Origin of the sequence: Photobacterium jeanii, assembly GCF_001650345.1 — a bacterium.
Taxonomy (GTDB): Bacteria; Pseudomonadota; Gammaproteobacteria; order Enterobacterales; family Vibrionaceae; genus Photobacterium; species Photobacterium jeanii.
The window spans coordinates 1-13,489 of sequence record NZ_LVHF01000015.1; the positions used below are offsets into that span (position 1 = coordinate 1).

Genomic DNA, 13,489 nt, shown 5'->3' on the forward strand with positions numbered 1-13,489 from the left:
ACCTGTACTAATTGCCCGTGAGGCTTAACCATACAACACCCAAGGGGTTTTTATGGACTCCATGAGCACTTGAATGAGTGTTGAGATACTAGTTTACTTTCCCAGATTGCTATTTACTGCTGCGGCGGTAGATAAACAGAATTTGCTTGGCGACCATAGCATTATGGACCCACCTGATCCCATGCCGAACTCAGTAGTGAAACGTAATAGCGCCGATGGTAGTGTGGGGCTTCCCCATGTGAGAGTAGGACATCGCCAGGCTTCCAATTTAGATTAGCGTTGTGAACGAACGTTAACTCTGAGTGGAGCGGTAGTTCAGTTGGTTAGAATACCGGCCTGTCACGCCGGGGGTCGCGGGTTCGAGTCCCGTCCGCTCCGCCACTTATACTAAGCCCGAGTCGAAAGACTCGGGCTTTTTTACGTTTGTATTTTGGTTAACCATGGATTGGAAGCGGTTGTTCAGTGGGTTAGCCTTTTTACCTTGAAGGCAGCGGCCTGTCACGTCGAAGGGCGCGCTGATTGTCGGTGTGGCAGTTTATTTATATAAAGTCCCGCCCGCTCCGCCACTTCTTCGAAAGCCCTGCTAGTAATGCAGGGCTTTTTTGCATTTGTCGTTTCGTAACGATTCTTCAATAAAGAGTCACAAGAATGGATACTTTCTATTGTTCTGCCCTAAATAAGTGGCGTACCAAAGAGCGTTAAAAAGCCCGCTGACGCGGGCTTTCAAAATAGTAATGGTTGAGCTTATCCGTAGTTATAAAAATGGTTCAGCCAGCGTTCTGCAATCATTATCTCGTCTTTTTCACTCAACGCTTGAACTCCTGCTTTAAAACGACTTGGATCCTCGAGTAATTGTAGCCCTGCTAACATGTGAGCAGCTTCAAACAAGTACAGTGTTGGGTCGCCCATTCCTGTCTTAAATGGGGTGTTAGCTGACTCTCCGCCAGCGAGTAAGAACAAGCTGTGACCGTTACGTGTATGGTATTCACGTACTAATTGATGGCCGCCTACTTCAACGAGTGCGCCATTGGCAATTAGCTCAGGTAACCTCAGCTCATCATCTGCTGAGGTCACGGTGGCGATAAACACGCTTTTATCCAAGCTATCGAGTAAGACCTCCGATAACGCACCGTTACCAGTACAGCAAAAGAGCATATTGCACTGTTTCACCAATCGCTCTAACGAGCTGACTTGCACTCCATTTCGTGGGAATTGAGTGAGCTTACGAGGGTCAATATCGGCAACTTGAATGCAGCTGATCCCTTTTCCTTTCAAATACTGGATCACCCCACGACCTAAGTTACCTGCTCCAATTACCCCCACTTTTAAGAATTCATCGTTATTGATCTTCAACCCAAACTCTTCACGTAAGATCTGATCGGAATAGTGGACGATACATTCTGAGGCTTCGTAGTCGGCGGGAGCTTTGATACTGAGGTGGGAGACGGTCACTAAGGGCTTAGTGAAGGATTTATTGAGGTATTTATACAGGCCGTTGGCGGTGAGCTCTGTGATACCGACACATTGTTCGGCAAACACTTGCGACAGATGTTCTATGGTGTGAGAAAAGTATCCACCGTGATCTAAAATCAGAAACTGACTATCAGCTCCGATTGACTGGCGGATCAGCGCTTCAGCTGTGGCGGGGTCGCGCAGGCTTTGTTTATTAAATTGCGGCGCAACAATCTCACAGTTAGGAATCGTTTCAATTGTTTCTTTGAGCCCCTGATTTTGCTCGGCAGTTGCACTTTTAGGGATGAAAACCAGCTTACTGCCGAGTTCGGCAAGCACATTGATATAAGGGAGAGAGCCTTCATAACAGTGCATTACCGAAAAAATCACCAGTTCCTGTGGTGGTTGATAGTCACTGGCCATCTTTTTGAGGAAAGCATAGCCTTTGTTGGCAAAAAAATCGGAGTAATAGCTGTGGGTTAATATAGGGCTTGGCATGACTGAGTTCCTTGTTGCCTCGCGAATGTTCACTTGAACAACGTTAATAATGCATGGAGTAAGGGTTCTTGCTGACGACTTTGCTTACAGCACAGTCCCAGCTTGAGCGGCTGAATGTTTTCGTTGTGGTGCCGCTGTACTTTGTCGCCCATTGGGCTGTTGTCGATCACGACATCGGGAGCAATTCCTATCCCGCAGCCTAATGCTACCATGCTTACTATGGCTTCGTGTCCAGCTATTTGTGCATAGATGTTTGGTTTTATCTTTTTCTCTTTCAACCACTTATCAGCACGTTCTCGCGCAGGTCCGGATTCAGGCAATATGAAAGGTAAGGATTGCCAGTCAAGCGGACTAGTGAGGGCTTTTTGCAGTGATGGTGGGGCAATCAGTGGCGTGATCACCGATAGTGATACTTTATCGATTTCGATAAACGTGAGCTTTTTGCTTTGTTGGCTCGGTTGCGCAGCAATAGCAATATCGACTTCGTCGGCTGTGACTTTCTCAATAGCTTGTGCAGGATCACCAGTAATCAGTTGAATTTCGATCTGTGGATAGTGTTGCCGAAATTCCTGCAAAATCTGCGGTAAATGGCTATAGCTTGCGGTGACTGAGCAAAAGACTTTGAGTTTGCCTTGCAGTTGTTGGTGGTTTTGCTTGAGCTGGCTTTTAAGCTCTTGCCACTGACCCACGATATTCGCTGCGACAGGCAGCAATTTTTTGCCGAAGGTGGTGAGTTCAACGCTGCGGTTGTCTCGAATAAACAGAGGATGGCCAATGTCTTCTTCTAGGCGTTGGATGATCCGACTCAGCGCTGATGGGCTGATATGCATGGCTTGCGCGGTGTGGCTAAAGTTTTTGGAATCGCACAGGTGCAGGAAAAACTGCAAATTCTTAATGTTCATCGTCCATGTTGCACTTTTTGCAATAAGTTATTGTGAATATATCACTTTGAGCAACAAAACACCTGATCTACTATCGAAGTATTCGACACTGATGTCGACCCAAGGATAAGTACTCACGGAGTTGTGTTATGGCTAATTATTTCAATACCTTAAACCTACGTCAGCAATTGGATCAGCTTGGACGCTGTCGCTTTATGGATCGCGCGGAGTTTGCCACTGAAGCAGATTACCTAAAAGGCAAGAAAGTGGTGATTGTAGGTTGTGGTGCGCAAGGCTTGAACCAAGGTTTAAACATGCGTGATTCTGGTTTGGATGTGTCATACGCACTGCGTCAGGCGGCTATCGACGAGCAGCGCCAGTCGTACAAGAATGCTAAAGAAAATGGTTTTGAGGTGGGTAGCTATGAAACCCTGATCCCACAAGCGGATTTGGTGGTGAACCTAACGCCGGACAAACAGCATACCAATGTGGTTGAAACTGTAATGCCATTAATGAAGCAAGGTGCTGCGCTGGGCTATTCACACGGTTTTAATATTGTTGAAGAAGGAATGCAGATCCGCCCAGACTTGACGGTAGTGATGGTGGCACCGAAATGTCCTGGAACGGAAGTACGTGAAGAATATAAACGTGGCTTCGGGGTGCCGACTTTGATTGCGGTTCACCCAGAAAACGATCCACAAGGCGACGGGCTAGATATTGCGAAAGCTTGGGCAGCAGCAACTGGCGGTCATCGTGCGGGTTGCTTAGAGTCGTCGTTTGTCGCGGAAGTGAAATCGGATCTAATGGGTGAGCAAACCATTTTGTGTGGCATGCTACAAGCGGGCTCTATCGTGTGTTACGAGAAGATGGTTGCTGACGGTCTTGAACCTGCGTATGCCGGCAAGCTACTGCAATACGGCTGGGAAACTATTACTGAAGCGCTGAAGTTCGGTGGTATCACCCATATGATGGATCGCCTATCGAATCCTGCCAAAGTGAAGGCTTTTGAGCTATCAGAAGAGCTAAAAGAGCTGCTACGCCCGCTGTACAACAAACACATGGATGACATTATCACAGGTCACTTCTCATCAACCATGATGGCTGACTGGGCCAATGATGATGCCGAGTTACTTGGTTGGCGCGCTGAGACTGCAGAAACAGCTTTTGAGAATTACCCTGAGTCAGACATTGAGATCGCTGAGCAAGAATACTTTGATAACGGCATTCTAATGGTTGCCATGGTGCGCGCAGGGGTGGAATTGGCGTTTGAAGCCATGACAGCGTCAGGCATCATTGAAGAGTCAGCCTACTACGAATCGCTACACGAGCTACCGTTGATCGCCAATACCATTGCGCGTAAGCGTCTATATGAAATGAATGTGGTGATTTCAGATACCGCAGAATACGGAAACTACCTATTTGCTAACGTAGCGACTCCATTGCTGCGTGAGAAGTTCATGCCAAATGTGGATACCGATGTAATTGGTAAAGGTTTGGGTGAAACCAGTAATCAAGTAGATAACCAAATCTTGATCGATGTGAATGAGGCGCTACGTACTCATCCGGTTGAGTGGATTGGTCAAGAGCTACGTGGGTATATGACAGATATGAAGCGTATCGCGGTGGGCGGCTAAATTACTGGGTCTAACGTTTTACTTCTGCGTCGAAGGTGCTCATTTACATTCGTAAACTGCGCGCCTTCTTCTTGAATTAAAGCGTTATCCCGACGTAATTACATTTTCCGATTATTGATCCCGTACAAACTGCTTTTAGGTTCAGGACGGGACTATGAATAAAAAAGGCTTGGTCTCAGACCAAGCCTTTTGTGTTTTTGGGGAAGAGAAGCGCGAATTATGCGTCTTTGTCTTCTGCTTTATCAGATAGCTTAGCTTCTAGCTCTGCTAGCTTTTGTTCCATTTCCGCCAGTTTTTGACGGGTGCGAAGTAGCACTTGGGTTTGTACATCGAATTCTTCGCGGTTAACCACATCCAGTTTACCTAGTTGTGCTTGGATAACTTGGCGAACTTTTTGTTCAACGTCGTTACCGAGCTCTTTAACTGGCTGAGGCATAGATTCATGAATTTGTTTTGCAACTTGTTCTAGTTTCTTTGGATCGAACATAGCGATGAGACTCCGTGGCGACTTAAATCTGTATTGTGGTCATTCTATGCAAAGCACGACGGATTGTCGTGGGGGAATCGCGAAAATAAAAGAGGTCGCACAAGGCGACCTCTTTATTTGCTAGGACTGCATTAGCAATCGCGAGATTTTAACGCGTTGCGCGCTTCATCCGCGCGCTTCAACTTTTCCAAGTCTTTGTCCTCGACAAAGATTGGCAGTGGCTTATGCACACTAGCAAGGTAGGTGTAAATCACTGGCAGTACGAACAGGGTAAAGATAGTACCAATCGCAAGACCAGCAACGATAACAATACCGATACTGAAGCGCTGCGCTGCACCTGCACCCGTTGCGTATAGCAGTGGGATCAGACCTGCAATCATCGCAGCCGTTGTCATCAGGATAGGACGCAGACGAACTTTCGCCGCTTCCATTACTGCTGCCATACGGTCTTTCTGATGATGCAACTGCTCTTCTTTCGCTACCTCACAGATCAAGATACCGTGCTTGGTGATCAGACCGATAAGGGTGATCAAACCAACCTGCGAGTAAATGTTCATCGAGGCGGCGCCCCATGCCAGGGCAATCAAAGCACCACAAATCGCCAGTGGTACCGATACCATGATAACCAGCGGGTCACGTACCGATTCGAACTGGATCGCCAGTACCAAGAAGATGATAGCTAGCGCCAGTAGGAAGGTTGTGAACAGAGCATTACCTTCGGTTACGAACTGACGAGACGCGCCCATAAAGTCGTATTGGTAACCCGACGGCAGTTTCTGCGCCGCTGTGGTTTCAAACCAGTTGATCGCATCACCCATTGCAGTACCCGGTGCAGGAACCGCACCAATGGTTGCTGAGTTTAACTGGTTGAAGTGTGGTAGTGAGCGAGGCTCAGCCACAACATCAATGGTGATCAAACTACCTAGTGGGATCGCATTACCGTCAGCAGCGCGTACGTAGTAACCCTTGATCGCTTCTGGGTTCAAGCGGTACTTACGCTCAACCTGTGGGATCACCTCGTAAGAGCGGCCATTGAGGTCGATACGGTTAACGTAACCGTCCGCCATCATAGTACTTAGCGTGATACCAATGTCTTGCATGGTCACACCGTATGCACCGGCTTTGTCTTTATCGATACGGATTTTCATGGTTGCCGAGTCGTAGTTCAGATCCAAGTCTGAGTAGACGAACATCGAGTTGCTTTTCACTGCACCCAAAATATCGGTTGCCACTTGGAATAGGCTCTCGAAATGGTTCGGGGTGGTGATAACGAACTGGATTGGTAGACCTGAACCTGCACCTGGTAGCTCTGGCATCTGGAATGCCGTTACTGCCATTTCAGGAATGTCTTTCACCAAACCGGTTACACGCTTAACGATTTCAGCCTGACTTGCTTCACGCTCGCTCCACGGCACCATAGAGGCGATACCAAACGCTTGGTTCGAGTTAGGTACACCAGAGAATACCTGTGCAAACGCCACTTCGTCTTGGTCAGTCAGCATGCCGTTGACTTTCGCCATGGTGTTTTCGATGTAATCCAAGTTTGCGTTCGATGGCGCAGTACCCATCATAACCAGTACGCCTTTATCTTCTGCAGGCGCTAGTTCACTTGGAATGAACTTAAATAGCACTGGCAGAGCGGCAAAGACGATCACAGCTAGAGTAATCACCACTGGGCGCATCTTCATCACGCCGCCCAGCATCTTCTCGTAACGCGCTGTCATGCGGTCAAGGAAGTTATGAACTGACGTTTCGAATTTGCTTGGTTTCTCGTTAGCTTTCAGCATTTTCGAACACATCATTGGTGACAGGGTTAGTGCCACGATGCCCGATACAAATACTGAACCCGCTAGGGTTAAGGCGAATTCTTTAAACAGCGAGCCGGTAATACCACCCATCATCGCGATTGGCGCGTATACCGCACCTAGCGTTAGGGTCATTGCAATTACCGGTACTGCGATTTCTCGTGTACCAATAATGGCAGCGCGGAATGGTGACTCACCCAGCTTGATGTGACGGTCGACGTTTTCCAGTACCACGATCGCATCATCTACTACCAGACCGATTGCCAATACCATTGCCAGCAGGGTCATCAGGTTCCAAGAGAAACCAAACGCCTGCATCACCATGGCTACACCAATCAGTGATAGCGGGATAGTCACGATTGGAATGATTACCGCACGGAAAGAGCCCAAGAACAGTGTGATCACCACCAATACGATCAGTGCCGCTTCAGCGATGGTTTTAATTACCTCGTTGATCGACTCGTTAATCGCAATGGTGGAGTCGTACATGATGTTCATCTTGATGTTGGTTGGAAGGTTTTTCTCCAACTGTGGCAAGAGTTCCATCACGTCTGCAGCGATGTTGATTGGGTTAGCACTTGGCGCGGCGTTAATCGCAGCAACCACGGCTTCTTCACCGTTTGCCGAAGCACGGTAAACATCGTGACTCTTCTCAAGCGTTACCTTAGCGATATCGCCAAGACGGATCACTTGACCTTTTTTGGTTGATACAACCAGCTGTTTTAGCTCATCAGTGTTGCTAACTTGGGTGTCCGCCGTACCGTTGTACAGTACGAATTCACCTGTCGATTGACCAGTTGCCGACTGATAGTTGTTAGCATTCAGCACCTGCATCACATCGGTCGCAGATAGCTTGTACGCTGCCATTTTTGCTGGATCTAGCCATACGCGTAGGGCGTATTTCATACCACCGTAAAGGTCAACTTTAGATACACCGTTAACTGTGAACAGCTGCGGGTTGATCACACGCTCAAGGTAGTCGGTAATTTGGCTCGATGCCAGCTCATCACTGGTGAAACCAATGTACATTACCGCCGTCGTTGAACCGGTCGACATGGTTACCGTCGGGTCTTCAGACTCTTTTGGTAGCTGTGAACGTACCGAGTTGGTTTTGGCAAGAATGTCTGCCAGCGCCGCGTTCGGGTCGGTGTTCAGCTTCATGGTCACGGTAATGGTAGATTTACCCAGTACCGACGACGAAGTCATAAAGTCGATATTATCGGCTTGTGCTACCGCTTGTTCCAAAGGCTGAGTAATAAAGCCTTGGATCAAGTCAGCACTTGCACCGTAGTAACTGGTCGAAACCGTTACTACAGTGTTGGTCATGTTCGGGTATTCTCGTACCTGCATCTTGAAGATAGCTTGCAGGCCGAGCAGGGCAATCAGAAAGCTGATTGAAACCGCTAGAACAGGACGTTTAATAAAAACATCAGTAAAACGCATTAATCCTCCGGATTACAGCATCGGTGTTTCAGCTGGCGCGTTCAGTACATCGCTTTCAACGATGCGCACTTTAGCGTCGTTACTCAAACGCACTTGACCAGATGTCACCACGCGGTCGCCTGCTTGCACGCCACTTAGTACGTGCACAACGTCCCCTTTACGCTCGCCAACTTTAACAACAGATTGACGTACACGTAGGTTACCGTTTTCATCTTTGTTCACTAGGTACACGTTATCACCGTACAAGGTGTAGGTGATCGCGGTCTGTGGCAGGATGATTTGGTTTTCTAGCGTTGGCAGAATGATGTGCGCACGCGCAAACATACCGCTACGTAGACGACCGTCGTTATTCGGGATGTCAGCTTGTACTTGGATCAGACCTGATTGGTAGTTAACTGCTGGTTCAATCGCACTGATTTGACCGTCGAAAGCCGTTTCAGGGTACGCGTCAACAAAGATTTCGATTTTCTGACCTAGGTGGATATCAGAGATATCGGTTTGCGGCACAGTGAAACGTAGTTTCATCAGTGAGGTGTCTTCTAGGCGAACGATATCTGTGCTTGGTTGAATGTATTGGCCCAAGAATACGTTACGAAGACCTACCGCACCGTCGAATGGCGCCTTGATATGGCGACGGTCGATCGTTGCTTTTTGGCTTTCGATATCGGCAACTAACGAGAAGTAAGCCGCTTCAGCATCGTCGTAAGCTTCTTTTGAAATAGAGCCTTTTTTGTAAAGACCTTGGTAGCGAACGTATTTTGCTTTCGCTGCCGGTAGGCGTGCTTCTTTACTTTTCAGGTTTGCTTTTTCAACGTCAGAGTCCAGCACGACTAGGAGCTGGTCTTTTTTCACGTTGGCACCTGATTCAAAGTCGATGCTCTGAATCACACCTGATACTTCCGATGTAATGGTGACACCTTGGTTTGGCTCAATGAAACCAATAGCTTCAATGGCTGGCACCCAATCTGCTGGCTGAGTATCTTCTACAGTCACAGGAAATTCAGGTTCAGGCATATTCGCCATGTATTCTGCTATCTTCTGTTGTTTGAACAGATTGAAGCCAATCACAGTACCGAACAGCAGGACTGCGATTAATAGCATCACTATCCATTTTTTCATTTTATGGTGTGCTCCGGATTATAAGAGTTTATTTATGCTTGATAATGGCGTCCCAGCAGGCGTCGATGGTGGCATTTAAAGCCTCATCGTCGACTGCATAAACACCGTTAACATGTTTACGCGCTAGGCAGGCGCTCGGTTCTAGCCCAAGAGCACTCAAGATTTCGTTATCGAGATCTTTGAACACACCGTCAGCTTTCCCTTGGTTAAACATGGTGTCGACCTTCGCAAACATTGTCTTTTCTAGTCGTCGCTGCTCTTGGCTATTACGACGAGGTAGATTTTCGAATTGTCCGCGATTAATCAAAGGAGCATCGCCGTTGATGGCCATGTTCCAGATATTGAGCCACATGGTGCGAAACTGCTGCTCGATCGGCATCTCATCGTTAACATTAGCTGTTAACTTATTGGCAACATACCCTAAGATGTGATCATGCAGTTGATAAAGCAGGTCGTCTTTATCTTCGAAGTATCGATAGATTGTACCTGCCGCTACACGGGCTTCTTTAGCAACCATTTGCATCGATAAGCCGTGAAAGCCGTACTCTGCGAGCAGCTTCTCAGTTGCTTGTAATATGCGTTCTTTTTTATCACTCATTGGCAAATTGGATGTGAAAGGTTGTAAATAAAAATAATGAATGAATGTTCATTCGATATTGTAGATAGAGATCGTCCAAGTGCAAGCATTTTAATTCGTCAAAATGGAGAAAATGATACAGTGCGTGGCTGACGACTTGCGAGACCGGTGACAACGGTTAAAATGCGCGTCAGCAGGTGCGAACTTCGACCATTTAGGATAGACCTATGAAACTGAACCCACGGCAAACAGAAGCAGTTAATTATATCTCCGGACCATGCCTGGTATTAGCGGGGGCGGGCTCAGGTAAAACCCGTGTAATTACCAATAAAATTGCCTACTTAGTTCAGGTATGTGGTCATAAGGCACGCAATATCGCCGCGTTAACCTTTACCAACAAAGCAGCGCGTGAAATGAAAGAGCGTTTAGGGCAAACGCTAGGTAAAAAAGAAGCCAAAGGTTTGATGGTTTCGACCTTCCATACCTTGGGTCTTAATATTATTCGTCGTGAATATAAAGCGCTGGGGATCAAAGCGGGCTTTTCGCTGTTTGACGATCAAGATCAGATGGCACTCCTTAAAGAGCTGACCGAAGCGGAGATCGACGGCGATAAAGATCTGCTCAAGCAGTTGCTCAGTTGTATTTCTAATTGGAAGAACGACATGCTATCGCCAGCAGCGGCGAAAGCTCAGGCGCGTAGCGAGCGTGATCAGCTATTTGCGCACTGCTATGAAATGTACCAGCGCCAAATGAAAGCGTACAACGCGCTCGATTTTGATGATTTGATTTTGATGCCAGTGCTCTTGTTGCGCGATAACCAAGAAGTACGCGAGCGTTGGCAGAATAAGATCCGCTACCTGCTGGTGGACGAATACCAAGATACCAACACCAGCCAGTACATCTTTGTGAAATTGCTGGTGGGTGAGCGTTCACGCTTTACTGTGGTAGGGGATGACGATCAGTCGATTTATTCATGGCGTGGCGCCCAGCCAGAGAACTTGGTGCTGCTGCAAAAAGACTTCCCAGCCTTACGCGTGATCAAGCTAGAGCAGAATTACCGCTCTACCAGCCGTATTTTGCGTACCGCCAACATCTTGATTGCCAATAACCCCCATATTTTTGAGAAAACCCTGTTCTCGGAAATCCCTGATGGTGAGTTGCTGAAAGTCATTACGGCGAAGAACGAAGAGCACGAAGCAGAGAAAGTGGTTGGTGAGCTGATTGCCCATCGCTTTTTGAATAAAACCGATTACAAAGACTATTCCATTTTGTATCGCGGTAACCATCAATCGCGCTTGTTTGAAAAAGCCCTGATGCAAAACCGGATCCCGTACAAAATCTCGGGCGGGACCTCGTTCTTTGCTCGAGCGGAAATCAAAGACATCATGGCGTACCTGCGCTTGCTGACCAACCAAGACGATGACAATGCGTTTCTACGAGTCGTCAACACGCCACGTCGTGAAATTGGTCCGGTGACGCTAGAGAAGTTGGGTACCTACGCCAACATGCGAGGTAAGAGTTTGTTTGCTGCCAGCTTTGAGCTTGGGCTAGAGCAACACCTCACCGGACGTGGCTTGGAAGCGCTGCAGCGCTTTACCCGTTGGGTGGTGGAATTGGCAGATAACGCCGAGCGTGGTGATACGGTTGCGGCTGTGCGTCAGATGATCCGTGATATTAACTACGAAGACTGGCTGTACGAGAGCTCACCAAGCCCGAAAGCGGCAGAGATGCGGATGAAGAACGTGTCTGACTTGTACAGTTGGATCACTGCGGATTTAGAAGGCGATAACTACGATCAGGAAGTGAAAACCCTGAAAGAAGTGGTTCAGCGCTTAACCCTACGTGACATGATGGAACGCGGTGAAGACGATGACGATGCCGATCAAGTTCAATTGATGACATTGCACGCATCGAAAGGTTTGGAATTCCCTTATGTGTACTTAGTGGGGGCAGAAGAAGGGATTTTGCCGCACCAAACCAGTATCGATGAAGATAATGTCGAAGAAGAGCGTCGTTTGGCTTATGTTGGTATTACCCGTGCCCAGCGTGAGCTGACCTTTACATTATGTAAAGAACGTCGCCAGTATGGTGAGCTAATCAAGCCTGAGCCGAGCCGTTTCTTGTATGAACTGCCACAAGATGATTTGCAGTGGGAACGAGACAAACCGCCAGTCACACAACAAGAGCGAATGCAAAAAGGCCAAGCTCATATTGCAAACCTAAGAGCGATGTTTAAGAAATAACGCTCGCAAGTTAGATGTAGATAAAAAGAAAGGGCAGATACTCATCGAAGTATCTGCCCTTTTTGTTGACTTGGAGGTCTAGAGACCTTCAATCATATGGTTGATGGCTGCCACGATCTCATCATCGCTACAGTCCATGCATGAACCTTTGGCTGGCATGGCATTAAAACCGTTAACCGCGTGGTCGGTTAACACATCCATCCCTTTCGTTAATCGAGGTGCCCAATCGGCTGCGTCTTTAAGTTTTGGCGCGCTCATCACGCCAGTGCCGTGACAGGCGATACAGAAGGTGCCGTAGACTGTCGCCCCATCGCGTGGACCAGCATTGGCTGCGACGACAGGAGCATCGCCCTCTAAATACACACCACCAACCGGTTTGATACGCTCGGCAATGGCCTCGTCTGACATATCAGCCGCCATTGCTGAGCCGGCAACGCTAACTGCTGCGATGGCAGCAACCATGAGTTGTCGAAGAGATAATTCCATTGAGCTCACCTTACACTTCCAGATTATTGTGATTGCCACAGCCGCTTACGTGAATTTTTTTAATCGTACTGTTGAGACAAGGCAATGATTATGTACAAAATGTTTTAATTGTAACAACTAAGTGATTATATCCCTTAAAGTTGTACTGTGAAACTAGCGAGCTGCGTTTGTATGATACGAATCAACCCTTGTTTGACTATATTTACAGCAAACAAGAAATTTTTTTAAAAAAAGACTAGACGTAGGAGGGGCATATCCGTAATATTCAGCTCCGCCGATAGGGCAAGGCGCCCGTAGCTCAGCTGGATAGAGCGTTGGCCTCCGGAGCCAAAGGTCGAAGGTTCGAATCCTTTCGGGCGCACCATCCGGATAAAAAATTGGTAACAATGGTGGCTATAGCTCAGTTGGTAGAGTCCCGGATTGTGATTCCGGTTGTCGCGGGTTCAAATCCCGTTAGCCACCCCATATATTAGAAAATGGACAGTATTGTCGGTTTTCACGCCGAAAGGCAACAGCAAGATTTGTCGGTGAATAGCGCAGCTTGGTAGCGCATCTGGTTTGGGACCAGAGGGTCGGGGGTTCGAATCCCTCTTCACCGACCACTAACAATGGTGGCTATAGCTCAGTTGGTAGAGTCCCGGATTGTGATTCCGGTTGTCGCGGGTTCAAATCCCGTTAGCCACCCCATTATTTAGGTAATGTTTTCATTTCCTTGGCGATAAAAGCCTAAAACTTGCTCGGTGAATAGCGCAGCTTGGTAGCGCATCTGGTTTGGGACCAGAGGGTCGGGGGTTCGAATCCCTCTTCACCGACCACCATTCGAAAGCCTCGTCTAACGACGAGGCTTTTTTCGTTTCAGCGGTG

General features: G+C 47.8%; 9 protein-coding genes, 6 tRNA genes and 1 rRNA gene. 9 read left to right on the plus strand and 7 right to left on the minus strand.

What is annotated here, in order from left to right:
- The first annotated feature begins 145 nt into the window (after nucleotides 1–145).
- Together rrf and A3K86_RS08095 are read left to right on the plus strand one after the other, a co-directional pair.
- Nucleotides 146–261, plus strand: a 5S ribosomal RNA gene (gene rrf, locus A3K86_RS08090).
- A 43-nt stretch (nucleotides 262–304) separates the two neighbouring features.
- Nucleotides 305–381, plus strand: a tRNA-Asp gene (locus A3K86_RS08095).
- 363 nt (nucleotides 382–744) lie between these two features.
- Here A3K86_RS08095 and A3K86_RS08100 read toward each other — a convergent pair.
- Nucleotides 745–1,950: an NAD(P)-binding domain-containing protein gene (locus tag A3K86_RS08100; protein WP_068330367.1), complete on the minus strand. Its 1,206-nt coding sequence runs from the start codon at nucleotides 1,948–1,950 to the stop codon at nucleotides 745–747.
- Between the two features lie 29 nt (nucleotides 1,951–1,979).
- Nucleotides 1,980–2,852 carry an HTH-type transcriptional activator IlvY gene (gene ilvY / locus A3K86_RS08105; RefSeq protein ID WP_068330368.1) on the minus strand — a complete coding sequence of 291 codons (873 nt, stop codon included), beginning with the start codon at nucleotides 2,850–2,852 and terminating at the stop codon, nucleotides 1,980–1,982.
- Nucleotides 2,853–2,980: 128 nt separating this feature from the next.
- Here ilvY and ilvC point away from each other — a divergent pair, with 128 nt between their 5' ends.
- On the plus strand, nucleotides 2,981–4,465 hold the full coding sequence (gene ilvC / locus A3K86_RS08110) for a ketol-acid reductoisomerase (RefSeq protein ID WP_068330370.1): 1,485 nt from the start codon (nucleotides 2,981–2,983) through the stop codon (nucleotides 4,463–4,465).
- A 217-nt stretch (nucleotides 4,466–4,682) separates the two neighbouring features.
- Here the strand turns inward: ilvC and ubiK are convergent, their stop codons facing one another.
- The 4 genes from ubiK to A3K86_RS08130 all read right to left on the minus strand — a co-directional run bounded on the left by ubiK (nucleotide 4,683) and on the right by A3K86_RS08130 (nucleotide 9,917).
- On the minus strand, nucleotides 4,683–4,952 hold the full coding sequence (ubiK, locus tag A3K86_RS08115) for a ubiquinone biosynthesis accessory factor UbiK (RefSeq protein ID WP_068330371.1): 270 nt from the start codon (nucleotides 4,950–4,952) through the stop codon (nucleotides 4,683–4,685).
- Nucleotides 4,953–5,083: 131 nt separating this feature from the next.
- Nucleotides 5,084–8,200, minus strand: a complete 3,117-nt coding sequence (locus A3K86_RS08120; protein WP_068330372.1) for a multidrug efflux RND transporter permease subunit — start codon at nucleotides 8,198–8,200, stop codon at nucleotides 5,084–5,086.
- Between the two features lie 12 nt (nucleotides 8,201–8,212).
- Nucleotides 8,213–9,319 (minus strand): efflux RND transporter periplasmic adaptor subunit, encoded by a 1,107-nt coding sequence (locus tag A3K86_RS08125; protein WP_068330373.1) that lies wholly within the window; start codon nucleotides 9,317–9,319, stop codon nucleotides 8,213–8,215.
- Nucleotides 9,320–9,347: 28 nt separating this feature from the next.
- A complete protein-coding gene (locus tag A3K86_RS08130; protein ID WP_068330375.1) occupies nucleotides 9,348–9,917 on the minus strand; it encodes a TetR/AcrR family transcriptional regulator in 570 nt (189 codons plus the stop codon).
- Between the two features lie 206 nt (nucleotides 9,918–10,123).
- Between A3K86_RS08130 and rep the strand changes: the two genes are divergently transcribed.
- Nucleotides 10,124–12,139, plus strand: coding sequence for a DNA helicase Rep (gene rep / locus A3K86_RS08135; RefSeq protein ID WP_068330377.1), 2,016 nt, complete (start codon nucleotides 10,124–10,126; stop codon nucleotides 12,137–12,139).
- A 78-nt stretch (nucleotides 12,140–12,217) separates the two neighbouring features.
- Here rep and A3K86_RS08140 read toward each other — a convergent pair whose 3' ends face one another.
- Nucleotides 12,218–12,625 carry a c-type cytochrome gene (locus A3K86_RS08140; RefSeq protein ID WP_068330379.1) on the minus strand — a complete coding sequence of 136 codons (408 nt, stop codon included), beginning with the start codon at nucleotides 12,623–12,625 and terminating at the stop codon, nucleotides 12,218–12,220.
- A 287-nt stretch (nucleotides 12,626–12,912) separates the two neighbouring features.
- Here A3K86_RS08140 and A3K86_RS08145 point away from each other — a divergent pair.
- The 5 genes from A3K86_RS08145 to A3K86_RS08165 all read left to right on the plus strand — a co-directional run bounded on the left by A3K86_RS08145 (nucleotide 12,913) and on the right by A3K86_RS08165 (nucleotide 13,440).
- Nucleotides 12,913–12,989 (plus strand) — tRNA-Arg (locus tag A3K86_RS08145).
- Nucleotides 12,990–13,014: 25 nt separating this feature from the next.
- Nucleotides 13,015–13,090, plus strand: a tRNA-His gene (locus A3K86_RS08150).
- Nucleotides 13,091–13,150: 60 nt separating this feature from the next.
- Nucleotides 13,151–13,227: transfer RNA gene (locus A3K86_RS08155), tRNA-Pro, on the plus strand.
- A 9-nt stretch (nucleotides 13,228–13,236) separates the two neighbouring features.
- Nucleotides 13,237–13,312, plus strand: a tRNA-His gene (locus A3K86_RS08160).
- A gap of 51 nt (nucleotides 13,313–13,363) precedes the next feature.
- Nucleotides 13,364–13,440: transfer RNA gene (locus tag A3K86_RS08165), tRNA-Pro, on the plus strand.
- Nucleotides 13,441–13,489: the final 49 nt, after the last annotated feature.